General features: G+C 67.2%; 25 protein-coding genes and 1 tRNA gene. 8 read left to right on the forward strand and 18 right to left on the reverse strand.

Annotation, left to right across the window (positions count from 1 at the left end; translation table 11 throughout):
- The 4 genes from U3A55_RS07230 to panB all read right to left on the reverse strand — a co-directional run.
- A partial coding sequence (locus U3A55_RS07230; protein WP_330990815.1) for a tRNA sulfurtransferase occupies positions 1-906 on the reverse strand: 906 nt, incomplete at its 3' end.
- 53 nt (positions 907-959) lie between these two features.
- On the reverse strand, positions 960-3230 hold the full coding sequence (locus U3A55_RS07235; RefSeq protein ID WP_330990816.1) for a CDC48 family AAA ATPase: 2271 nt from the start codon (positions 3228-3230) through the stop codon (positions 960-962).
- A complete protein-coding gene (locus U3A55_RS07240; protein WP_330990817.1) occupies positions 3227-3475 on the reverse strand; it encodes a DUF7127 family protein in 249 nt (82 codons plus the stop codon). Before U3A55_RS07240 ends, U3A55_RS07235 begins: the two co-directional genes overlap by 4 nt.
- A gap of 406 nt (positions 3476-3881) precedes the next feature.
- Entirely contained in the window at positions 3882-4694 is an 813-nt protein-coding gene (gene panB / locus U3A55_RS07245; RefSeq protein ID WP_330990818.1) for a 3-methyl-2-oxobutanoate hydroxymethyltransferase, read from the reverse strand.
- An 83-nt stretch (positions 4695-4777) separates the two neighbouring features.
- Between panB and U3A55_RS07250 the strand changes: the two genes are divergently transcribed.
- Entirely contained in the window at positions 4778-5023 is a 246-nt protein-coding gene (locus tag U3A55_RS07250) for a DUF5822 domain-containing protein (RefSeq protein ID WP_330990819.1), read from the forward strand.
- Here the strand turns inward: U3A55_RS07250 and U3A55_RS07255 are convergent.
- The 4 genes from U3A55_RS07255 to U3A55_RS07270 form a co-directional block, all read right to left on the reverse strand.
- Positions 5008-5523 (reverse strand): HAD family hydrolase, encoded by a 516-nt coding sequence (locus tag U3A55_RS07255; RefSeq protein ID WP_330990820.1) that lies wholly within the window; start codon positions 5521-5523, stop codon positions 5008-5010. The genes U3A55_RS07250 and U3A55_RS07255 overlap by 16 nt on opposite strands.
- Positions 5523-6650, reverse strand: a complete 1128-nt coding sequence (locus U3A55_RS07260) for an acyl-CoA dehydrogenase family protein (protein ID WP_330990821.1) — start codon at positions 6648-6650, stop codon at positions 5523-5525. Before U3A55_RS07260 ends, U3A55_RS07255 begins: the two co-directional genes overlap by 1 nt.
- 87 nt (positions 6651-6737) lie before the next feature.
- Positions 6738-7235 (reverse strand): helix-turn-helix domain-containing protein, encoded by a 498-nt coding sequence (locus U3A55_RS07265; protein WP_330990822.1) that lies wholly within the window; start codon positions 7233-7235, stop codon positions 6738-6740.
- A gap of 459 nt (positions 7236-7694) precedes the next feature.
- A tRNA-Leu gene (locus U3A55_RS07270) sits at positions 7695-7779 on the reverse strand.
- A 121-nt stretch (positions 7780-7900) separates the two neighbouring features.
- Here U3A55_RS07270 and U3A55_RS07275 point away from each other — a divergent pair.
- Positions 7901-8458 carry a DUF420 domain-containing protein gene (locus U3A55_RS07275; RefSeq protein WP_330990823.1) on the forward strand — a complete coding sequence of 186 codons (558 nt, stop codon included), beginning with the start codon at positions 7901-7903 and terminating at the stop codon, positions 8456-8458.
- Here the strand turns inward: U3A55_RS07275 and U3A55_RS07280 are convergent.
- The 7 genes from U3A55_RS07280 to U3A55_RS07310 all read right to left on the reverse strand — a co-directional run bounded on the left by U3A55_RS07280 (position 8452) and on the right by U3A55_RS07310 (position 13125).
- On the reverse strand, positions 8452-9315 hold the full coding sequence (locus U3A55_RS07280; RefSeq protein WP_330990824.1) for a hypothetical protein: 864 nt from the start codon (positions 9313-9315) through the stop codon (positions 8452-8454). The two genes, U3A55_RS07275 and U3A55_RS07280, sit on opposite strands and share 7 nt — an antisense overlap.
- A gap of 45 nt (positions 9316-9360) precedes the next feature.
- On the reverse strand, positions 9361-10830 hold the full coding sequence (purF, locus tag U3A55_RS07285) for an amidophosphoribosyltransferase (RefSeq protein ID WP_442978287.1): 1470 nt from the start codon (positions 10828-10830) through the stop codon (positions 9361-9363).
- A 250-nt stretch (positions 10831-11080) separates the two neighbouring features.
- Positions 11081-11251, reverse strand: coding sequence for a hypothetical protein (locus U3A55_RS07290; RefSeq protein ID WP_330990825.1), 171 nt, complete (start codon positions 11249-11251; stop codon positions 11081-11083).
- Positions 11252-11467 (reverse strand): zinc ribbon domain-containing protein, encoded by a 216-nt coding sequence (locus tag U3A55_RS07295; RefSeq protein ID WP_330990826.1) that lies wholly within the window; start codon positions 11465-11467, stop codon positions 11252-11254.
- A gap of 197 nt (positions 11468-11664) precedes the next feature.
- Entirely contained in the window at positions 11665-11841 is a 177-nt protein-coding gene (locus U3A55_RS07300) for a 50S ribosomal protein L37e (RefSeq protein WP_145848346.1), read from the reverse strand.
- Positions 11838-12023, reverse strand: a complete 186-nt coding sequence (locus U3A55_RS07305; RefSeq protein WP_145848348.1) for an LSM domain-containing protein — start codon at positions 12021-12023, stop codon at positions 11838-11840. Before U3A55_RS07305 ends, U3A55_RS07300 begins: the two co-directional genes overlap by 4 nt.
- 40 nt (positions 12024-12063) lie before the next feature.
- A complete protein-coding gene (locus U3A55_RS07310) occupies positions 12064-13125 on the reverse strand; it encodes a M20/M25/M40 family metallo-hydrolase (protein WP_330990828.1) in 1062 nt (353 codons plus the stop codon).
- Between the two features lie 93 nt (positions 13126-13218).
- Here U3A55_RS07310 and U3A55_RS07315 point away from each other — a divergent pair, with 93 nt between their 5' ends.
- From U3A55_RS07315 to U3A55_RS07325, 3 genes are read left to right on the forward strand one after another with little or no spacing between them, the layout of a single operon-like run.
- Positions 13219-13440 carry a hypothetical protein gene (locus U3A55_RS07315; RefSeq protein WP_330990829.1) on the forward strand — a complete coding sequence of 74 codons (222 nt, stop codon included), beginning with the start codon at positions 13219-13221 and terminating at the stop codon, positions 13438-13440.
- A 38-nt stretch (positions 13441-13478) separates the two neighbouring features.
- A complete protein-coding gene (locus U3A55_RS07320; protein WP_330990830.1) occupies positions 13479-14429 on the forward strand; it encodes a zinc-dependent metalloprotease in 951 nt (316 codons plus the stop codon).
- 38 nt (positions 14430-14467) lie between these two features.
- On the forward strand, positions 14468-14842 hold the full coding sequence (locus U3A55_RS07325) for a DUF7522 family protein (protein ID WP_330990831.1): 375 nt from the start codon (positions 14468-14470) through the stop codon (positions 14840-14842).
- Here the strand turns inward: U3A55_RS07325 and U3A55_RS07330 are convergent, their stop codons facing one another.
- On the reverse strand, positions 14843-15391 hold the full coding sequence (locus tag U3A55_RS07330; RefSeq protein WP_330990832.1) for a hypothetical protein: 549 nt from the start codon (positions 15389-15391) through the stop codon (positions 14843-14845).
- A 253-nt stretch (positions 15392-15644) separates the two neighbouring features.
- Here U3A55_RS07330 and U3A55_RS07335 point away from each other — a divergent pair, with 253 nt between their 5' ends.
- From U3A55_RS07335 to U3A55_RS07345, 3 genes are read left to right on the forward strand one after another with little or no spacing between them, the layout of a single operon-like run.
- On the forward strand, positions 15645-18275 hold the full coding sequence (locus U3A55_RS07335) for an ATP-dependent helicase (protein ID WP_330990833.1): 2631 nt from the start codon (positions 15645-15647) through the stop codon (positions 18273-18275).
- Positions 18276-18314: 39 nt separating this feature from the next.
- Positions 18315-18710 (forward strand): DUF6789 family protein, encoded by a 396-nt coding sequence (locus U3A55_RS07340; protein ID WP_330990834.1) that lies wholly within the window; start codon positions 18315-18317, stop codon positions 18708-18710.
- Between the two features lie 32 nt (positions 18711-18742).
- Positions 18743-19468, forward strand: a complete 726-nt coding sequence (locus U3A55_RS07345) for an MBL fold metallo-hydrolase (RefSeq protein ID WP_330990835.1) — start codon at positions 18743-18745, stop codon at positions 19466-19468.
- On the opposite strand, the gene U3A55_RS07350 is transcribed toward U3A55_RS07345, so the two are convergent.
- Both U3A55_RS07350 and U3A55_RS07355 read right to left on the reverse strand, forming a co-directional pair.
- Complete coding sequence (locus U3A55_RS07350) at positions 19465-19662, reverse strand: hypothetical protein (RefSeq protein ID WP_330990836.1); 198 nt, start codon at positions 19660-19662, stop codon at positions 19465-19467. The two genes, U3A55_RS07345 and U3A55_RS07350, sit on opposite strands and share 4 nt — an antisense overlap.
- Before the next feature lie 58 nt (positions 19663-19720).
- On the reverse strand, positions 19721-20788 hold the full coding sequence (locus tag U3A55_RS07355) for an mRNA surveillance protein pelota (RefSeq protein ID WP_330990837.1): 1068 nt from the start codon (positions 20786-20788) through the stop codon (positions 19721-19723).
- Positions 20789-20804 lie beyond the last annotated feature (16 nt).

Raw genomic sequence — 20804 nt, forward strand, 5'->3', positions numbered from 1 at the left:
GGTCTGACTCGACTTCTGGCCGAGCGCCTCGCCCGTGACGACGCCGACCGCGCCCGCCTCCTGGGCGACGGCTTCCGCGATGCGGTACATCAGGCGGCGGTAGACGAGCATCCGCTCCGCGCCCGTCTCCTCGACGACGCGCTCGACCGCGGGGCCGGCGGGAACCTTGTGGACGGTGAGGTCGCGGCCGGACGCATAGGGGGAGAGCCGGCGCACCGTCTCGATGGCGCGCGCCTCGTGGTCGGGGCCGCCGTACGGCCCGAGGTCGAGGTAGACCGGAATCACGGGCGCGCCGCGTTTCATCGCCTCGTACGCCGCGACCGGCGAGTCGATACCGCCGGAAACGAGCGCGACGAGCGGGCGCTGGGTTCCCAGCGGCAGGCCGCCGGGGCCGTCGCGCTTTTCGAGGAAGACGTACGCGGCGTCGTCCCGGCACTCCACGAAGAAGGTGATGTCGGGGTCGTCCAGGTCGACTTCGGGCTGGAACTCGTCCGCGACGGCCTCCCAGACGGCTTCGCCGCCGTCCCGGCCGATGTCCTGGCTCGTGAAGTCGTGGCTGCCCGCGCGCCGTGCCTCGACGGCGAACGCGCCGCCGTCGTAGTGTTCGCGGGCGGTGTTCGCGAGCGCGCGCCGGATGCCGCGCATCGTCGGGTCGACCACGAGACACGGGCTGGCGGAGACGACGCCGAAGGCGTCCGTCGCGGCGTCCGCTATCGCGTCCACGTCGTCGCCTCTCGCGAAAATCCGCGCCCACCGCACGTCCACGGACGCCTCGATGTCCCGCGATTCGAGCGTGCGTTTGAGGTTCTCCCGGAGTACGCGCTCCATGTCGGACTGCACCTTCGCGGACTTCGAACCGACGTCCCCGTGCCGCACGAGCACGGTGTCCGCACCGGGAGGAATCATACCACGCTCTAGCGAGGGAGACGCCTTACGGCCTTCGAAAAATCGAGAGGGGCTTACTGGAATGCGTGCCCGGTCTCGAACGCCTCCTGTTCGGGACTCTCCGCCGTCTCGAAGCGCTGTTCGATCTCCTCGTACTGCTCGCGGACCTCCTCGTCCACGCTCGCGCCGACCTCGTCGAGCGCGGCGTCGAAGTGGTCCATCGTGACGCGGACGTTCCCGACGCTCTCCGCGGCCTCCTCGGGGCCGACGGAGTTGACGAACTCGCGGGTGGCGTTCATCGTCGCCTCCCGAACGAGCGCCTCGAGGTCAGCGCCGACGAATCCGTCCGTGCGCGACGCGACCTCGTCGAGGTCCACGTCGTCCGCGATGGGCTTGTTCCGGGTGTGCACGGAGAGGATGGCGCGCCGCGCGTCCTCGTCCGGCACCGGAACGTGCACGTGGCGGTCCAGTCGACCCGGCCGCAGGAGCGCGGAGTCGATGAGGTCGGGGCGGTTCGTCGTCGCGACCACGACCACGTCCTCCAAGTCCTCGATGCCGTCCAGTTCGGTGAGGAGCTGGCTGACGACGCGCTCGCCGACGCCCGAATCGCTCATGTTCCCGCCGCGCTGGCCCGCGATGGAGTCGATTTCGTCGAAGAACACCACCGTCGGCGCGTTCGACCGGGCTTTCTCGAACACCTCACGGACACCCTTCTCGGACTCCCCGACGTACTTGTTGAGTAGCTCGGGGCCCTTCACGGAGATGAAGTTCGAGTTCGCCTCGTTCGCGACGGCCTTCGCGAGCAGGGTCTTCCCCGTGCCTGGCGGGCCGTAGAGTAGGACGCCCTTCGCGGATTCGAGGTCCATCGACTCGAACACTTCGGGGTAGTCGAGCGGCCACTGGATGGTCTCGCGCAGGCGCTCTTTCGTGTCTTCGAGGCCGCCGACGCTCTCCCACGTGACATCGGGGACTTCGACGAACACCTCGCGGAGCGCGGACGGCTCGATGCCCTTCAGCGCGTCCTTCATGTCGCCCTCCGTGACCTGGATGGATTCGAGGAGTTCCGCGTCTATCTCCTCCGATTCGAGGTCTATCTGCGGGCGCACCCGGCGGAGCGCGTTCATCGCGGACTCCTTCGCCAGGGATTCGATGTCGGCGCCGACGAATCCGTGCGTGTTCTCCGCGTACTCGTCGATGTCGATACCGTCGGCGAGCGGCATTCCGCGCGTGTGCACCTGGAGGATTTCCTTGCGGCCGTCCTTGTCCGGGACGCCGATTTCGATTTCGCGGTCGAACCGGCCGCCGCGGCGGAGCGCGGGGTCGATGGCGTCCACGCGGTTCGTGGCGGCGATAACCGTCACGTCCCCGCGCTCTTCGAGGCCGTCCATCAGGCTGAGGAGCTGCGCGACGACGCGGCGTTCCACGTCCCCGCTCGTCTCACCGCGCTTCGGCGCGATGCTGTCGATCTCGTCGATGAAGATGATGGCGGGCGTGTTCTCCTCCGCCTCGTCGAACACTTCTCGCAGTTTCTCCTCGGACTCCCCGTAGTACTTCGACATGATTTCGGGGCCCGAGATGGTCTCGAAGTGCGCGTCGATTTCGTTCGCGACGGCCTTCGCGATGAGCGTCTTCCCGGTGCCGGGCGGGCCGTGCAGGAGCACGCCCTTCGGCGGTTCGATGCCGAGTTGCTGGAAGAGCTCGGGGTGACGCATCGGGAGTTCGATCATCTCCCGGACCTGTTCGAGTTCGTCGTCCAGGCCACCGATGTCCTCGTACGCGACGTTCGGCGTTGCGTCGCCGCTCTCGCCGCCGCCCGTCTGAATCTCTTCTGCGGGCCGCTCGGAGAGCTGAATCTCGCTCGAGTCCGTGACGACGACCGTGCCGTCCGGCTCCGTGTCCGCGATTTTCACGGGAATCTGCTGGCCGCTCGACGACCCGAGGCCGCCGAACCCGAAGCTGATGTGGACGGTCTGCCCGGCGGTGACGGGGCGGCCGCTCAGGCGGTCGCGCACCATCGGGGAGATGTCGCCGCGCACGCGCAGGTTCTGCGGGAGCGCGACCGTGATGGCGCCGGCGGGCTTGATGTCCGCCTTCTCCACCTCGACCTTGTCGTCGATACCCACGTCGGCCTCCTGGCGGAGGCGGCCGTCGATGCGGGCGACGCCCTGACCGTCGTCCTCGGGGTAGCCGGGCCAGACGCGCGCGACGGCGCGACCCGAGTCCTTCCCGCTGATGACGATGTAGTCGCCGTTCTCGAGGCCGAGTTCCTGCATCGATTGGCGGTCGATGGCGGCCAGTCCACGGCCGGCGTCCTTCTGTTTCAGCGGTTTGACCGTGAGTTTCATCGTTCCACCTCGATGGTGACGACGCCGTTCGTAATAGTTGCTTTCGCCACGTCGCCGGTGGGGATGTCGAACTCGCGCTGCCGGCTCTCGCCGGTTTCGTCGACGAGGATGGCCGTGTCGTCGACGATATCCACGGAGACGTCGTCGGCGCTCGTACCGAGGTCGGCGGCGACGACGGTCCGGTCGTCGTAGTCGTACTGACGGACCATCTCGCCGTGCTCGCTGACGGAGGTTCGTTCCTTCATGCTAACTCATAGTTAGTCCGCTAAGTATTTAAAGATTCCTTCAGCGTGGGTGGTACGGGTGGCGTCTTTCGACTAACGGTAGAATTGCGGTTCACACTTATCGTGGGGCGACTGCGTACTTCGACGTACACGCGCATCGACCTAAACACCGTTGGCACCAGCACGTACCGCGGACACACGAACGGAACAACCGAACCGCGCGAAAACTCAGTACGCGGACCGGTCACGTCCGTAGTCCCACCGAGCGCACTCGCCCGAGAAATTTATCGAGACAGTGTCGAAAAACAAACTTCCTGTCGGCGCATCTTCGATGCGCCGTTCACCGGTCGCCTCCGGCGACCGGCTTTTTCCCTCCAGGTTTTTACTGGAGGGGTCGCGGAGCGACCCCTCACAGTAAAAAGGTGGGTTAGTAGAGTTCGTCGAGGTCTTCTGCGGTGTGGCTGTGTTCGCTCGCGGGGAAGTCGCCGTTCTCGACGTCCTGCTTGTACTCGGTGATGGCGGACTCCATGTCCTCCTTGAGGGTTCCGTACTGCTTGGCGAAGGGCGGGCTCCAGTCGGTCATGCCGAGCACGTCGGTGACGACGAGCACTTGGCCGTCGGTGTCGGGGCCGGCACCGATGCCGATGGTGGGGATGTCGATGGCGTCGGTGATTTGGGCGGCGACGTTCGCGGGGACGTGTTCGAGGACGAGGCTGAACGCGCCCGCCTCGGCGTGGGCTTCGGCGAGACGGAGGATTTCGCTCGCGGTGTCCTCGGTGGTTCCCTGACGAGTGTAGCCGCCGAGCTGGTTGACGTGCTGGGGGGTGAGACCGAGGTGGGCCATCACGGGGATGCCGAGCGAGGTGAGGGTGTCGGTCAGCTCGACGGTGTGGTCGCCGCACTCTAGTTTCACGGCCTGCGCGCCCGCGTCCTTGAGGAGGCGGCCCGCGTTCTCGACGCTCTCGGACTCGCTCGCGCCGAAGCTGAGGAAGGGCATGTCTGCGACGACGAGCGTCTCGTCCGTCGCGCGCGCGACCGCACCCGTTCGGCTCGCCACGTCGTCCATCGTCACGGGAATTGTCGACTCGTAGCCCATCACGGCGTTCCCCATGCTGTCCCCGACGAGCACGATGTCGATACCAGCGGCCTCGACGGCGGCCGCGGTGGGCGCGTCGTACGCCGTGAGCATGGTTATCGGCTCGTCGCCCGCCTTCCGACGGATGTCCTGAACGGTCGGCATACGTCGAGATGCGCGAGGAACCCGGTAAGCGTTTCCGAACCGGAAGAGCGGGGTTTATGCGGACACACTCCCAGTAGTCTGGTGTGCCAGAGCGCGTCGAGACGTACGAGGCGGAGGGCGTGGACTACGCGTGGGTGATGCAGACGACGTTCGTCCTCACCATCGTCGTCGGCGCGCCCGTCGTCGCGCTGCTCTCCGTGTTCACCGACCTCAGAACGTGGGCGGCGATGGCGATGTTCGCCATCCGCGTCGGCGCTGTCGTCTGGATTCTCACCGCCGTCCCCGTCTTCCTCTACGCGCGAAAGCGCGCGCGTCAGCCGTCGACGTAACGGAAGTCCGTGCCTGCGCGGTTCGCAGTTTTCTCGTCGCGTTCGGCGTCGCCGACGAACACCGCGCGCTCCGGGGGTACGTCGAGCGCGCGCACCGCCGCCCGCAACGGCTCCGGATGCGGTTTCCGCTCCGCGACCGAGTCCCGACCGACAACCGCCTCGACACAGTCGAGCAGGTCGTGGCGTTCGAGGGCGACCCGGCAGGCGGCCTCGCAGTTCAGCGAACACACCGCCACCGGAGCGTCGCTCGCCGCGAGTTCGTCCGCCAACGGCAGCCGCGTCGCGGCTGCCGCGCCCTCCCGCTCGTATTCGCTGATGATTCGCTCGGCCTCGTCGCCGACGCCCGCGGATTCGGCGGCGTCGAGCAACCCCCACGTCGCGTACTCGGCGGCGTTCACGCCCTCGGCGTCGAGGAGGGCGCGGAGGTCGGCGGTCACCGCTCGCCAGTCCACGGGGAGAGTGACGAGCGTCCCATCTAGGTCGTAGACGACGCCGTCCATTAGTCGAGGAGCCCCCGGGCGATGACCTCCTTCTGAATCTCGGAGGTGCCCTCGTAGATGGTCGTAATCTTCGCGTCCCGGTAGTATCGCTCCACGTCGAAATCCGTCGTGTAACCGTAGCCGCCGTGAATCTGGACGGCCTCGTTCGTGATGTCGACGGCGGCCTCGCTCGCGTGATACTTCGCCATCGCCGCCGCCTCCTGGTAGTTTTCGCCGCGGTCGGCCGTCGCGGCCGCGTCCCGGCAGAGCAGTCGCGACGCCTGAAGTTCGGTCCGCATCTCCGCCACCTTCTCCCGGATACTCCCGAACTGCCCGATTGGCTGGTCGAACTGCTCGCGGTCCTGCGCGTACGCGACCGCGTCGTCGAGCGCGGCCTGCGCGAGTCCGACCGCCTGCGACGCGATGCCGACGCGGCCGCCGGTGAGGATGTGGAGCGCCGCCGACAACCCCTCGCCCTCCGGCGTCAAACGGTACTCCGCGGGGATGCGGGCGTCGTCGAACGTCAGCGTCGTCGTGTCGCTCGCGCGCAGACCGAGTTTCTCCTCGCGCGGGCCGACCGAGAGCCCGTCGGTGTCCTTCGGCACGACGAACTGCGTGATGCTCCCCGGGTCGTCACGGTCCGTTTTCGCGAAGAGGATGACGACGCCCGAGCGCTCGCCGTTCGTTATCCACTGCTTCGTCCCGTTGATGACGTACTCGTCGCCCTCGCGGCGCGCCTCCGTCTCCATCCCCGCCGGGTTCGACCCCGCTTGCGGTTCGGAGAGCGCGAACGCCCCCACCGGGCGCCCGTCCGCCATCGCCGGCAGCCAGCGCTCCTTCTGGGCGTCGTTCCCGAACTCCGCCAGACAGGACGTGGCGAGACAGTGCACGGAGAGCGCCGTCGCCACCGACAGCATCCCGTACGCGAGCTCCTCGTTCACCACGCTGTACGTGAGTTTCTCCACGTCCAGCCCGCCGTACGCCTCGGGCACCGTCATCGCCGTCAAATCGAGGTCGCCGAGCGTGTCCCACACGGCCTCCGGGAACGTCTCCGTTCGGTCCGCCTCGGCCGCCACGGGCGCGAGTTCCTCCACCGCGACCTCGTGTGCGACCTCCCGAATCGCCTCCTGCTCCGCAGAGAGCTCCATACGCAATACTCGCCGGAAGAGGAGAAAAAACGCCGGGTTCCACAGCGGTCGCTCCCCGTCGATCTATCCACCGCACCGCCGCGAGAACTACTCTTGCGTCACGCTCACACCGAGTCGGTCCTCCAATTTCGCGATAAGCGACCCGCCCACGCCCGCGCGGTTCGCCCGCCCCTGCTCGACCGCCAGCAGGTCGTTCTCACTAACCTCCAGTTCGTCCGCCAGCTCCGCCAACTGCAGTCCCTCGGCCTGCCGAGCCTTCTGAATCGTCCGCCCGTAATCGGAGGAGAGATACGGGAGCTGGTCGCCCTCGTAGTTCGTCCCCTCCTCCTCCCAGCGCTTCGAATCGCCCGACGCCGCGTCGAACTGTTGCGCCGTGTTCTGCGCCGCCTGCTTCCGACGCTGCTGTTCCTCCGACACCTCGCGCTCCGTCTTCGACGACTCGTCGAGGTTCGCACAATCCGAACACACCTGCAACTCCGCGCCCGCAACGCTCGCCGTCGTCAACGACTCCGACGAGGTCCCGCAGAGCTCACAGGACCCACTGGACCCACCACCGGAGGACCCACCGGTCGAATACTTGGCCATACACACCCCTATGGCGGACTACCCATTTTAACACCTCGCTTACCGGCACGAGAGCGGACAGAAGGACACCACGGCGATACCGACCATCGAACGCCGTCGCTGCTATCGGTGTGAGTGCGTCAATAAGGTTGTGCGTGGGTGAGCGGGCCGAACCGCGAGGCGGTTCGGCTGCCACCCGAACCCTCCGGGTTCGGGATGCTCGACTGGACGGCGTAGCCGCCCAGTTGCCGACTCGACTCTGCAGAGTCGAGTAGTGTCCCGGTAGGGGAACACCGTGGCTGGTCGGTGTTGGTTCGTCAGTAAGGTTGTGCGTGGGTGATGTCCCGGTAGGGGAGATCACCGTGCATCGCAGCGTTGGACGGTGTGTCCGTCCGGTGCGATGCGTGGGACCGGATTTGAACCTCCGCCGGACGAATCCGGCGTGGCTCAAATCCGCCACACATCCACTGTGGCTGGCGATGCGTGGGACCGGATTTGAACCGGCGAACCTCTACAGGACAGCGCCCTCAACGCTGCGCCTTTGGCCTAGCTTGGCTACCCACGCTCGCGCGTGTCTCGCTGCACTTCACCGTAGCCGCGGCCATAATAAAACCCCTACGATTCGCGGGCCGACTGGGGGACGGCCGCACGGTAGGGTTTTGACGCGGGCGGCGCAAGACAGGGTTATGCAGTCGTTCATCCGTCGGCACACGGTCGGGGTTGCGGGCGTCGTGAGCGCCCTCGCGCTCGCGGTAGTGGTCGCGGCGGTCCGCGGCGTGATTCCCGCCTCGCTCCTCCCGACCTACGAGCCGTTGGTGTCCGTGATTCCGACGCTGAACGCGCTCATCAGTGCGACCGCTATCGCCACCATCGCGCTCGGCTGGCGGGCCGCGCGGAACCGCGAGTTCGACCGCCACCGCGCGCTGATGGCGACGAGCACCCTGCTGTTCGCGGGGTTCCTCGCGCTCTACCTCTACCGGCTCGTCGTCCACGGCACGACCGAGTTCGGCGGCCCCGAGGCGGTGTATCAGTTCCTCTACCTCCCGGTACTGATAGTGCACATGGCGCTCGCGATGGTGTGCGTCCCCCTCGTGGTGTACGCGCTCGTCCTCGCCGGCACGCACACCGTCGCGGAGCTTCCCGGGACGCCGCACTCGCGCGTCGGCCGGGTCGCGGCGTCGCTCTGGCTCGTCTCCTTCTTCCTGGGAATCGTCGTCTACCTCCTCCTCTACGTCGTCTACTGACGCCACGGCGTACACGCCGGCGGCGACACCGGGAGGGAGACCGGACGCCACGTCACCGCCGTCCGGTGGTGTTCGACCGACGCGGCGGTGCGGAGGGTTCGCGTCCGCGTGAACGACAGCACGCGCCCCGACGCGGAGACTTCGAGCGTCGCGTCGAACGCCGTCACTGGACGGTCGCCGTCGTACGTGCCGTTCTCCGCGACGAGTGTCGTCACGGTCGTGCCGTTGCGCTCCTCGACGCTCGCCACCGCGTACTCCGCGTTCGCGAGCGACGACTGGAGCACCCGGCGCTGGCTCGCGGCGTTCAGGAGGATGTCGTCGTAGAGGTCGCTTCGATTGCGTTCGCGGGCGGTAACGTTCCCCTGCTGGCGGACACGCGTCGCGACCGCGGTCTCGTTCGCGTAGTATCGCGTGTCCTGCGCGGTTGTCTCGTTCCTGATCGAGTTCACGCCCGCGTTCGTCCAGCGGACGCGACTCCCGTTCGGCGCGAACCGCACAACCGACTGGGAGACAACGCCGAACGCCTGCTCGCGAACGACACCGTCGATGGTCGTCTGAGCGATGGTGTGGACGCCGCGGTCGAGGACCGACGCCTCGTGCGCGGCGAGGAGGCGGCCCGCGTTCTCGACTCCCGCAGCGGTGACGCCCGGCGGGTAGTCGGCATCGGACGGCGCGTTCGGCGTCGTCTCGGTCGCCGTTGTTGCGGTCGTCGTTGTCGCTTCGGTCGTCGTGGACGCGGTCGGGTGGGCGGTCGTCGACTGTGACGTGCTCGCCGTCGACGTATCGGCGACGGGTGCGCCACAGCCGGCGAGAAGGAGCGCGATGCAGACGGCGGCGAGTGGGAGGGCGCGTGTCACGCGTGCCGGTAGTGCGACTGGGCTGAAAAAACCGGCCGACTCGGCTTAGTCGTCGGCGGACGCGACCACGGGCCGCTCGACCTCGCGGTCGGTCGTCTCCCCGTCGATATCGTAGGGGTACTCGCCAGTGACGCAGCCGAGGCAGAGGTCGTCACGGGACTTCCCGATAGCGGACGCGACGGCGTCCACGGAGAGGTAGGAGAGGCTGTCCGCGCCGATCTCGTCCCGGATCTCTTCGGTGCTCTTATCAGCGGCGATGAGTTCGTCCCGGGTGGCCATGTTGATGCCCATGTAACAGGGTGCGAGGATGGCGGGCGCGCCGATGCGGACGTGGACTTCCTCCGCGCCCGCGTCCCGAACGAGTTCGACGAGCTGATTCGACGTGGTTCCGCGGACGATGCTGTCGTCGATGATAGTCACGGACTTCCCCTCGACGGTCGACTTGATGGGGTTGAGTTTCAGGCGGACCGCGCGCTCGCGCGCCTCCTGCGTCGGCATAATGAACGTGCGGCCGACGTACCGGTTCTTCATCAGACCCTCAGCGAACTCGACGCTCGCGCCGTCCTCGTGCGCGGCGTCGGAGTACCCGGACGCGAACGCGCGCCCCGAGTCGGGTACCGGCATCACCACGTCCGTGTCAACACCGGACTCCGCCCAGAGTTCGCGGCCGAGGTCGCGTCGGACTTCGTAGACGAGTTCGTCGTCGATGACGGAGTCCGGGCGGGCGAAGTAGACGTACTCGAAGAAGCAGTGCGCGCTCCGGTCGCGCTCGAACAGCTGATAGGACTCGAACCCCGTGCCGTCCTCGTGGAGCACGACGAGTTCGCCGGGCTGCACGTCCCGCACCAGGTCGCCGCCGAGCGTGTCGATGGCGGCGGACTCCGAGGTGATGATGTAGCCGTCGTCGAGTTCGCCGATGCAGAGCGGGCGGTTCCCCTCGGGGTCGCGGACGCCCATCACGGTGTCGTCGTGCATGATGGTGAGCGCGTACGAGCCGTGGATGCGCTCCATCGTTCGCTTGACGGCGCGCACGAGGTCGGCTTCGAGGAGGTTTCGCGCGATGTCGTGCGCGATGACTTCGGTGTCGCCGTCGCTCGTGAACGCGTGTCCGGTCGCTTCGAGTTCGTCCCTGACTTCGTCGGCGTTCACGAGGTTGCCGTTGTGGCTGAGGCCGAGCGCGCCGCCGCGGAACGACACGGAGAACGGCTGTGCGCAGGACTTATCGAGGCTTCCCTCCGTGGGGTATCGGACGTGGCCGAGGCCGGTGCTGCCGGTGAGCGAGTCGATGTCGGACTCGTCGAAGGCGTCGCCGACGAGCCCCATCTCGACGTGCTGGTGTTGCTGGAAGCCGTCGTGGGTGACGATGCCCGCCGACTCCTGGCCGCGGTGCTGGAGCGCGTACAGCGCGTAGTACGTGGGGAGCGCCGCGTCCCGCTCCGCGAGACTGATGCCGACGACGCCGCACTTCTCGGTCATTCCGGTCGCGGGGCGGCTCGCGCCAGCGCCATCTTCCATGGCTAGTTCTTGAATCACCCACAGATAAAAACACCCGTGATTGTGCGCGCAACGCCGCAACTGAAAGAGAAAGTATACACGAACATGCGTAAATATTGGGTTCGTCGTCCCGCAGAAGGTTTATGCAAACTCCACGGGAGTCTACCACTATGTTTGGGTTCAACCAGTTCGATATCGTCGCTGCGCTCGCAGCACTCGTGATGCTGTACGCCGTCTACACGGTCTACAATCTCTCGAACGCGCTCGGCGACTACCTCCGCGACCGCTGACCGTCGTCGGCGTCCCGCCGCGCCTCCCGTTCGGCGTCCTCGCGGTTCATCCGCTCGCGCTTGTCGTGTTCAGCACGAACGAGCGCGTACAGGACGAACCCCCCGCCGACGCCGAGCACGAGGACGGCGAGAACGAGCGCGCCCCCGGTCATCTATCCGAGGAAGATATCCACGATGTCGCTCGTCCCGGAGGTCGTGTCGCGGTAGAGTTCCGAGTACCCGCAGTTCGCACACGACACCACGTTGAAACTGTTCGTCTGTATGTCGAACATCTTCGACAGGCCGCCGCCGGTGGTCGAAATCTCTCCGACGTCGGTCTCCGTGTGACCGCACTTCGGACAGCCGCGCTCGCCGTCTTGCGGGACCATACGTAGAATGCTCTTATCCGCCTACTATGAGTTTTGTGCCGGGCGCAGCGGACAGGGTGGGGAGCTGAGTCAGGTGGGCGGAGCGAGGCGGTAGTGACACCGACTCCCTACCGCGAGCCGCCGGCTCGCGGCTTTTTCCCTCCAGGTTTTTGCACCGAGCGGTCGCGCTCTGCGCGACCCGAGGTGGAAAAAGGTGGTTAGTTGTCGCCGGTCTTGCCCTGCCACTCGTAGTCGCGGCGTTTGGCGGACTTGCCGAAGCCGCACGAGGAGCACTTGCCCTTCTTGACGTGATAGGATTTCTCGCCGCACCGGCGGCACTTGACGTGCGTGGTGGTGTTCTTCTTACCCTGGCTGGGAGTTCCGGAGCCGGTCATGGTTTGATGGTAACGACGTTGTCGCCTCGGATAACGGTTGTGTCTTCGCCGTCTTCGAGGACGAGGTTCATGTGCTGGTCGTAGCCGGTGAGAACGCCCTCGAAGATTTCGCCGTCCTTGAGGTGGACGGAGACGGGTTCGTCGAGGGAGTCCTCCAGGATGTCGAGAGGTCGGCCGCTCATACCCACACACCAGCCCGTCGCACGCTTAAATATATCGGACCTAGATGTCGACCGTGAAGGCGTCGCGGCCGGCTTCGCGGTCGGCGAGCGCGACGAGGAGGTCGGCGGCGGCGTCGAGGTCGCGCTGGTCGACGACTTCGGCGGGCGTGTGCATGTAGCGGTTCGGGAGGCCGACGTTGAGAGAGGGGACGCCGCTGCGGCTGGTGTAGAAGGCGTCGGCGTCGGTGCCGGTGCGGACGCCGGCGGCCTGGAGTTGCACGTCGATGGATTCGGCGTCTGCGGCGTCGCGGACGGCCGCAACGAGTTCGCGGTGGTTCGTGGAGCCGCGTGCGACCACGGGCCCGTCGCCGAGGCTGATTTCGTTGTGCTTGTCGCCGGGGAACTCGGGGCTGTCGGAGGCGTGCGTCACGTCCACGGCGACGGCGGCGTCCGGGTCGAGGTCGTACCCGACCATCTTCGCGCCCTGCAGGCCGACTTCCTCCTGAACGGTGGAGACGGCGTAGACGGTGGAGTCGACGCCGCGTTCAGCGGCGCGGCGCAGGGCTTCGGCGGCGACCCAGATGCCGACGCGGTTGTCGAGGCCGCGCGCCGCGACCCTATGCCCGGCGAGGTCGTGGACGCCCTCGGCGACGGTGATCGGGTCGCCGACGGAGACGAGTTCGCGCGCCTCCGCCTCGTCCTCGGCGCCGACGTCGACGGTCATCTCGCCGATGTCGTCGTACTCCTCGTCCGAGGGGTCGCGGAGGTGGATGGCGGTCTGGCCGATAACGCCGTTCACGGGGCCGTCGTCCGTGTGCACGACGACGTGCCGGCCCTTCGAGACGGATTTGTCGGAGCCGCCGACGGGCGTGAGGTGAATGAAGCCGTCGTCGTCCACCTTCGCGACCATGTAGCCGATTTCGTCGGCGTGGCCGCCGAAGAGGAACTCGGGGCCGTCGCCGCCCTCGTAGACGGCGACCGCGTTCCCGTACGCGTCGGTGCGAACGTCGTCCGCGAACGCCTCCACGTAGTCCACCCAGACGCGCTGGGCGGGCGCTTCGAACCCGGACGGGCTCGCGGTGTCGAGGAGTGCGTCGAGGAACTCGCGGCGGTCTCTGTCCATACTTCGATTCGAAGGCCCGTGACTATGAACGCCACGGAACCCGAGCGCCCCAGTCCCATAACGGCTAACACGGTCCCCGACGAACTGTTGGGTATGGGAATCTTCGAGATTCACTTCCACGACAGCGAGTTCAAGCCCACGGCGAACTTCGGTCCCGAGGAAGGCGAGGACGGGAGCGTATTCGGCGAGGAATCGTCGTTCGACGCCGACGAAGAGACCGAGACCGGTTCGAGCGGGTCCGCGCTCGTTCCCGCACTGGTCGCGCTCGCCGTGCTCGCGGGCGTCGCGGTCGCGGCGAAGAAACTGTTGAACTGACGCACAAGACCTATTTCGTCGGGTGACCGAGGACAGGTATGAGTCTTTTCGAGGGCGTTCGCGCGGTCGCGTCCGCGTCCGGCGACTCGCTCGTCGACTGGGACGCGGTTCGTGACGCCGCGAAAGCCGGGACGCCGCCCGGCGACCTCACGCTCACCACGGCCGAGCGCGAGGCCTACGCGGGCGACGTTCGGGACGCCCGCGAGCGCATCCGCGAGGTCTCCACGCTCGACTTCGACGTCCCCGAGGCGGTCTCCGTGATGAACCGCCACCACTGGATAGACGCGAACGCCGGGACGTTCGAGCGCGCGTTCGGCCCGCTGAACGACGTACAACCCGCGTTCCCCGGCGTCTCCCGTGCCCTGAACACGGGCGGCGCGTCGGCCGCGCTCGGTTTCCTCGCGCGGAACGTCCTCGGCCAGTACGACCCCCTCCTGCTCGCGGACGCCGACGCGCACGAACTCTACTTCGTCCACCCGAACATCGTGGAGGCCGCCGACTCGCTGGACGTGCCGTTCGCGCGCTTCCGCCGCTGGATCGCCTTCCACGAAGTCACGCACGCCGCCGAGTTCGGCGCCGCGCCGTGGCTCACGGACTACCTCGAATCCCGGCTTCGCGCGGGCATCACCGAACTCGAAGACGAGTACCGCCTCGACACCGACGAGTTCGAAGAAGTGTTGCTCGCGATGACCGCCGTCGAGGGCTACGCCGAACTGCTGATGGACCGCGCGTTCGACCGCGAGTACGGCGACCTCCGCCGGAAACTCGACGCGCGCCGGCGCGGCGGCGGCCCCGTCACGAAGCTCTTCCGCCACCTGCTCGGTCTCGGACTGAAGCGCCAGCAGTACGAACGCGGCCGGGAGTTCTTCGACGCCGTTGTGGACGCGCGCGGCATGGAGACTGCCAGCCTCGTCTGGAACACCGAGGAGAACCTCCCGCGGAGCGACGAACTCGACACGCCCGGGCGGTGGCTCGCGCGTGTCGCGTAGACCCGAACGTTTTTCCTCTTGGACACGTGGTTGAAAATATGTCTGAGCGGTACAAGCGACTCCTCGGGATGGTGCGCGAACGCGCCGGCGACGCGTTCCGCGGCGCGGTCCGGTACACCAGCGACGACTGGACGCTCCTCTACCTCCGGGACGACCTCAAGACCGAGGAGTTCCGGACGTTCCTCGACGACCTGGTCGAGAACGCCCGCGCCTACGCGCCCATCAGCGACGACGACCGGTACGGCGCGCTCGGCGCGAGTCAAGCGAACGTCGAACTGTACGAGAACGCCGCAGTCATTCACTTCTACGACCCGGAGAACGGTGGCGTGCTCGTCTCGCTCGACCGCGACGTGGCGCAGGGCCTCGGCGAGTTCGTCGACGAGTGCACGGCCGTCATCGACGGGACCGCCTGACTACTGGAAGCCCCGCCCCACGTCGTCGGACTCAATGAGGTCGTCGAGTTCCTCCGTCAACAGTTCCTCCGCCTCCTCGAAGGTATCGGACAGCCCGTCGAGTTCGTTCGGCCGGCCGTACTGGTCGTACTCCATCGGCCCGAACGCGGGGCTGTCGATGGCGTCCATCACGTCCTCGAACAGCGCGTCGGACGTCGTCGGCGCGTCCGCGTGCGTCTTCACGACCTCCTCGAGTCGCCGCGCCTTCTCCTCGGCGTCCTCGGTGTCCTCCGGTGGGGACTGCACCGCGAACCCACCCCCAGTTTTCTCCGGGAACAAGGAGTCGAGTTCGTCGTCCAGCCGTCGCGCCACCCGCGCGCCAGCGCCCTTCACCTCGTAGGGGTTCTTCGCGTACGTCTTGAGCTGATAGACGCCCGCGCTCGGATGCCCGAGGTAGAGGTACTCGCCGACGCCGCCGGACCGGTCCCCCGCGACCGCGCGCCAGCCGTCCGGGTCCGCGCCGCTATCCACGACGTCCTCCACGATGTCCTTCCAGTCACGGACTCGCATACACTCGACGTTACGGCGTGACGACGGTAAGCGTATCGCCATCCGAACCACATCATCCCCCGACCACCAACCGCGCGTTCCGCCGACCGTTCCACTCGCACCGCGACCCACTCCACGCATCCCGCCCTACCGACCAACCACGGGGTGGGAATTCGAAATTCGCGGACGCGGAAGCGGTGTCGGGTGAGTTGGCGGAGGCGAAGACTGTTCCGGGGAGCGACAGCGTTTTTCTCGCGCCGCCGTTACCTCGTGTGTGAACGTACGGGGCGAGGTCGCCGAGGTGGGGGAGGTCCGGTCGGTGAGCACGCAGTACGGCGAGCGCGACGTGCTGGACGTGACGCTCCGCGAGGAGTCCTCGTTCCGCGAGGTGTCGCTGTGGGGGAAGTGGACGGAGTCGGCGGAGTACCTCGCGCCGGGCATGGAGTTGCTGGTGACGGACGCGGAGGAGCGCGAGTACGCGGGAGAGACGCAGTACGCGACGGGGAAGGAGTCGTACGTGGTGGTGGAGCCGGAGTTCCTGGTGAACGTGACGGACGTACGGGAGTTCGTGCAGTGTCCGCGCCAGTACTACCTCTCGAAGATGCAGGCGCTCCCGCTTAAGTACGCGGTGACGAAAGGAACTATCGTCCACGAGGTGTTCGGCGACCTCCTCCGCGGACGCGACCTGGACGACGCAATCGACGAACGCGTGCGGGAGGCCGGCCTCGAACTCGGATTGCTGGACAAGGAGTTCGCGGAGGTGCGGGAGGACGTGCGGCAGAACGCGAGCGCCATCGAGGGCTGGCTGAATCAGGGATTGCTGACGGAGGAGGACGAGTGGCGTTCGGAGTACACGCTGGTGTCGGACACGTTCGGCATCAAGGGCCGCTGTGACGCCATCCGCCGCGGGATGCCGGTCGAATTGAAGACGGGGAAGAACACGAACCGCGACCCCCGCTTCCACGACAAGATTCAGGCCGCGTGCTACGCGCTGTTGCTCTCGGAACGAGGCGTCCCCGCGGACACGGGCACTCTGCTCTACACGAAGAACGCGGCGATGGCGCGCAACGAGGCCAGCGGCGACCTGAGTCCCGCGAAGGAGTTCAGCATCGGGAAGGGCCTCCTCGAATTCGTCGTCCGCACCCGCAACCACCTCGCCGCGCTCGAATTCTCCGACACCACGCCGACGGGCTACGAGGGGAACGCGACGTGCGAGTACTGCTTCGAGCAGGACGCCTGCATGGTCGTCTCCGGGCGACTCGGCCAAGAGTCGAAAGCCGGCCAAATCGGCAGGAAACTCCCCGAGGCGGAGCGCGAGTACTTCGACGACCTCTACGACGCCATCGAGGCCGAGCGCCGCGAAGTCCATCGGGAGTACGCGAAACTCTGGAAGCAGAGCCCGGAGGAGCGCGCTGACGACGACCGCGCCATCGTCGGCCTCGAACCCGACTCCCGGGAGGAACTCCCCGACGGCCGGTGGCGGCTCACCGCGAAGCGGCCGTCCGCGGCGACTTCGAAGATTCGGGAGGGCGACCGCGTGCTGGCGAACGACGGCGACCCCGTGCACGGGACGGCGGAGATGGCGCGCGTCGAACGCCTCGACGCGGACGAGGTGGTGGTGTCGACGGACGAACCCGTCGAACTCCGGCGACTCGACGTGTATCCGAGCGACCTGAACGTGAGCCGGATGCTCTCGGCGCTCCACGACTTCGTCCTCAAGTCCGACGAGCGCCGCCGCGACGTGCTGTTCGGCCGGGAAGACCCCGGGTTCGAGTCGGGGACGGAGACGTTCATCGACAACAACGACGCGCAGAACGACGCCGTCAATCGGGCGCTGAACGCGGAGGACTTCGCGCTCGTGCACGGCCCGCCGGGAACGGGGAAGACATACACTATCGCCCGCATCGTCCGCGAACTCGTCGCGCGGGGCGAGCGCGTGCTCTTGTCGGCGTTCACGAACCGCGCGGTGGACAACGCGCTCGAAGCAATCGAGGACCAGGGGTTCGACGACATCGTGCGCGTCGGCACGGAGTCGGGCGTCCGCGAGGATATGCAGACGTATCGGTTGTCGAAGTCCGGCGATCCCCGCGAGCAGGCCGAGAAGCTCGAATCTGCGGACGTGGTCGCGGCGACAACGGCGACGTGCGGGTCGCGCATCCTGCGCTCGCAGGAGTTCGACGTTGCGCTCGTGGACGAGGCATCCCAGCTCACCGAGCCGGACACGCTCGCGGCCGCGAACCGCGCCGAGACGTTCGTGCTCGTCGGCGACCACCAACAGCTTCCGCCGGTCGTGCGGTCGGGCGGCCGGCTCTCCGAGTCCCTGTTCGAGCGGCTCATCGAACAACACCCGGAGGCGGGCGTGATGCTCGACCAGCAGTACCGGATGAGCCAGCGGATTCAGGCGTTCAGTTCGACCGAGTTCTACGACGGCCAGCTCCGGCCCGCGACGGCCGAAGTGGCGGGCCAGTCGCTCGCGGACATCGGCGTCACCGGCGTTCCGGAGGGCGTGCGGTTCGAACACGTCGCGGGAACCGACGCCGCGCACACGGACGCAGCCGAAGCGGAGCGCGTCACCAGCCTCGTCGAGTCCTATCTCGACGCCGGCCTCGACCCCGCCGACATCGGCGTCATCGCGCCGTTCCGCGCGCAAGTCACCGAGATCGGCCGGTGCGTCCCGGCCGGCGTCGCCGTGGACACCGTGGACCGCTTCCAGGGGTCGTCGAAGGAAGTCATCGTCGTGTCGTTCGTCGCGTCCGACGACATGGAAAGCCCGATTTTCGAGGACGACCGGCGGCTGAACGTCGCGCTCTCCCGCGCGAAGAAGGCGATGGTGCTCGTCGGCGACGAATCCGCGCTCCGGACGGACGAGACGTACCGGCGAATGGTGGACTGGGCGAGCCTGTAACCCGATACGTTCTTGTTTCGCCGCCGTGACGGCACGGGTATGCGAGGCGAAGCCAGCGCGGTGTTCGGCGGGCTCATCGGCGTCATCGCGCACTTCCTGGTTCTCTACGGAGTGGCACCGGCTATCGGGTACGAAGCGGACCCGTTCGTGAACATCGCGGGCATCACGGGAGCGCTCGCCGCGTTCTCCATCTACCTCCTCGTGCTCGGCCTTCTCTACCCGCTCGCGTACCACTACTCGCTCGCGTTCCTCCCGGAGGGCGGCGTGCTCGCCGGCGGGTTCATCAACGCAGTGCCCGTCTGGCTCGGGTTCGTCGTGCTCGACTGCCTGAACACCGACCAGGTGGCGATGTGTGCGGCCGTCGCGGGCGTCGCGGCGCTCGCGTACGGCTACCTCCTGACGTACAGCCACGTCGAGTTCGCGAGCGACTTCTAGACGCTTTTCTCCCTCCCCGCACGAGTCGGGGTATGCGCGTCACGTTTCTCGGAACCGGGAGCGCGATGCCGACCGGCAAGCGCGTCCAGTCCGGCATCCTCCTCGAAAACGACGAACAACGACTGCTGCTGGACTGCGGGAGCGGCGTGCTCCACCGCCTCGCCGCAACTCCCGCGGGCTACGAGGGCGTCGACACCGTCCTCCTGACCCACCATCACACCGACCACGTGAGCGACCTCCTCCCGCTCCTGAAAGCCCGCTGGCTCGCGGGCGAGGAATCCCTCACCGTCGCGGGGCCGCCCGGAACCACCGACCTCGTGGAGGGCTTACTGGAAGTGCACGACTACCTCCGGGGCAGGGTCGACCTCACGCTCCGCGACATCGGGGGCGAGTTCTCCGTCGCCGGGTTCGACGTGGACTCGATGGAGACCAGACACTCGATGCAGTGCTTCGCCTATCGTATCGGCGACGTCGCGTACAGCGGGGACTCGGAGGCCTTCGACGACCTCGCCGCGTTCGCGGACGGCGCCGAAGTGTTCGTGCACGACTGCTCGTTCCCCGACGAGGTCGACGTGTCGAACCACCCGACGCCGAGCGCGCTCGGCCGCGCGCTCGCCGGCAACGACTACGGCACCGTCTACCTCACCCACCGCTACCCGCACACCGACGGCAAAGAAGAGGAGCTGCTCGACTCGATTCGCGAGCACTACGGCGGCGACGTGGAACTCGCGCGGGAGGGCGAGACGGTCGAGTTCTAGTCTTCGAGTTCTTCGACGCGCGCTTCGAGTTCCGCGACGCGCTCGTCCGCATCAGGGAGGTTCGCGACGAGGAGGAGCGGGAGCGTAAGGCCGACCAGCAGGCCGAGCGGGCCGAACGCCGCGAACCCGAGCGCCGCGCAGACTACCGGGAGGACGACGACCGCGAAGACGGAGTTCGGGTCGCGAAGCGACATATCAAGAATATATTCTCGATTGCACAAAAAGTCTGGGGGGTCGAAGCGGACTCGACTGTTAGTCGAGGCGGTAGCGCAGGACGGCGGCGATGCCGCCGAGGTTCTTGAGCTGGTCGCCGGGCGCGTACTCGTGGCTGAACACGGTGACGCTCCCGCCCTGTCGCTCGACGGACTGAATGAGGTCGTTGATGTCGACGTCCCAGTCGCCCTCGCCGGCGCGCTCGCGGCGGAGGCGGTCGTCGAGCACGAGCAGGTGTTCGACCGCGCCGAACTCGACGGCCTTCTCCACCTCCTCGATGCCGTACGCGGCCTTCCCCTCCGTCGCTATCTGCTCGGTGAGTTCGTCGATCAACTCTGATTCCTCCGCGATGCGGGTCTCGGCCTGCACGTCCTCGACCGCGCCGCGCTTCAGGACCTCGTGGACGCCGCGGCCACCCACGGAACTCGTGTCCACGGTCGTGATTTTCTCGGGGAGGTCGGGGTAGTTCTCCGCGACGAAATCCAGGAGGTCCTGCTTCGTGAATCCCGGGCCGGCGAGGATAATGGCGTCCGTCTCCATCCGATTCAGGGCGGCCGCGACCTCCCCGAACAGCTCCTCGCGGCCGCGGGCGTACTCGCCCTTCCCCGTCGTCCCCGTGAACGTCCCGCGCTCCTCGACGCCGTACTGCGCGACCGTGTGGATGTGCGCCTCGCCCTCCTCGACGGTCGCGATAGCCACGTCAGGCTGGTCGGTTGCCTCGCTCGCCTCCTCCACGCGCTCGCGCTGGTCGGGCTTCCAGTGTTTCTCTATCGTGAGTTCGTCGTACTCCTCGACGTTGATGGTGTGGTGGAGACCCAGCTGGTCCTCGCGGCTACACCGCTCGATGACGCCCGAGATGCGGAGGCGGTTCGAGAACTTGTGGAACTCCACGCCCTCCACGTCGAGCGTGACGTGCATGTGTTCGCGCTCCCCGCCCGTATCCCGCATGTCGTCCTCCGCGCGCTGGATGCGGCGATGGGTGTCGCCGCCGACGAGGTCGCCCGGTTCGACGACGTACGTGAGATGCCAGAGGTCGTCGAGGGACTCCGGGACGAGCGTGACCCGCTCGCGGCCACCCTCGACCGACGTCCACTCCTTCACTTGCATACCTCGAACTACCAGT

It is taken from the genome of Salarchaeum sp. III, assembly GCF_036418315.1.
Taxonomy (GTDB): Archaea; Halobacteriota; Halobacteria; order Halobacteriales; family Halobacteriaceae; genus Salarchaeum.

What these genes read in the sequence shown, in the direction of transcription:
- U3A55_RS07235 (WP_330990816.1), bottom strand. Translation starts at nt 3,230, where the DNA reads ATGAAACTCACGGTCAAACCGCTGAAACAGAAGGACGCCGGCCGTGGA.
- U3A55_RS07240 (WP_330990817.1), bottom strand. Translation starts at nt 3,475, where the DNA reads ATGAAGGAACGAACCTCCGTCAGCGAGCACGGCGAGATGGTCCGTCAG.
- panB (WP_330990818.1), bottom strand. Translation starts at nt 4,694, where the DNA reads ATGCCGACCGTTCAGGACATCCGTCGGAAGGCGGGCGACGAGCCGATA.
- U3A55_RS07255 (WP_330990820.1), bottom strand. Translation starts at nt 5,523, where the DNA reads ATGGACGGCGTCGTCTACGACCTAGATGGGACGCTCGTCACTCTCCCC.
- U3A55_RS07260 (WP_330990821.1), bottom strand. Translation starts at nt 6,650, where the DNA reads ATGGAGCTCTCTGCGGAGCAGGAGGCGATTCGGGAGGTCGCACACGAG.
- U3A55_RS07265 (WP_330990822.1), bottom strand. Translation starts at nt 7,235, where the DNA reads ATGGCCAAGTATTCGACCGGTGGGTCCTCCGGTGGTGGGTCCAGTGGG.
- U3A55_RS07275 (WP_330990823.1), top strand. Translation starts at nt 7,901, where the DNA reads ATGCAGTCGTTCATCCGTCGGCACACGGTCGGGGTTGCGGGCGTCGTG.
- purF (WP_442978287.1), bottom strand. Translation starts at nt 10,830, where the DNA reads ATGGAAGATGGCGCTGGCGCGAGCCGCCCCGCGACCGGAATGACCGAG.
- U3A55_RS07290 (WP_330990825.1), bottom strand. Translation starts at nt 11,251, where the DNA reads ATGACCGGGGGCGCGCTCGTTCTCGCCGTCCTCGTGCTCGGCGTCGGC.
- U3A55_RS07295 (WP_330990826.1), bottom strand. Translation starts at nt 11,467, where the DNA reads ATGGTCCCGCAAGACGGCGAGCGCGGCTGTCCGAAGTGCGGTCACACG.
- U3A55_RS07300 (WP_145848346.1), bottom strand. Translation starts at nt 11,841, where the DNA reads ATGACCGGCTCCGGAACTCCCAGCCAGGGTAAGAAGAACACCACCACG.
- U3A55_RS07305 (WP_145848348.1), bottom strand. Translation starts at nt 12,023, where the DNA reads ATGAGCGGCCGACCTCTCGACATCCTGGAGGACTCCCTCGACGAACCC.
- U3A55_RS07310 (WP_330990828.1), bottom strand. Translation starts at nt 13,125, where the DNA reads ATGGACAGAGACCGCCGCGAGTTCCTCGACGCACTCCTCGACACCGCG.
- U3A55_RS07315 (WP_330990829.1), top strand. Translation starts at nt 13,219, where the DNA reads ATGGGAATCTTCGAGATTCACTTCCACGACAGCGAGTTCAAGCCCACG.
- U3A55_RS07320 (WP_330990830.1), top strand. Translation starts at nt 13,479, where the DNA reads ATGAGTCTTTTCGAGGGCGTTCGCGCGGTCGCGTCCGCGTCCGGCGAC.
- U3A55_RS07325 (WP_330990831.1), top strand. Translation starts at nt 14,468, where the DNA reads ATGTCTGAGCGGTACAAGCGACTCCTCGGGATGGTGCGCGAACGCGCC.
- U3A55_RS07330 (WP_330990832.1), bottom strand. Translation starts at nt 15,391, where the DNA reads ATGCGAGTCCGTGACTGGAAGGACATCGTGGAGGACGTCGTGGATAGC.
- U3A55_RS07340 (WP_330990834.1), top strand. Translation starts at nt 18,315, where the DNA reads ATGCGAGGCGAAGCCAGCGCGGTGTTCGGCGGGCTCATCGGCGTCATC.
- U3A55_RS07345 (WP_330990835.1), top strand. Translation starts at nt 18,743, where the DNA reads ATGCGCGTCACGTTTCTCGGAACCGGGAGCGCGATGCCGACCGGCAAG.
- U3A55_RS07350 (WP_330990836.1), bottom strand. Translation starts at nt 19,662, where the DNA reads ATGTCGCTTCGCGACCCGAACTCCGTCTTCGCGGTCGTCGTCCTCCCG.
- U3A55_RS07355 (WP_330990837.1), bottom strand. Translation starts at nt 20,788, where the DNA reads ATGCAAGTGAAGGAGTGGACGTCGGTCGAGGGTGGCCGCGAGCGGGTC.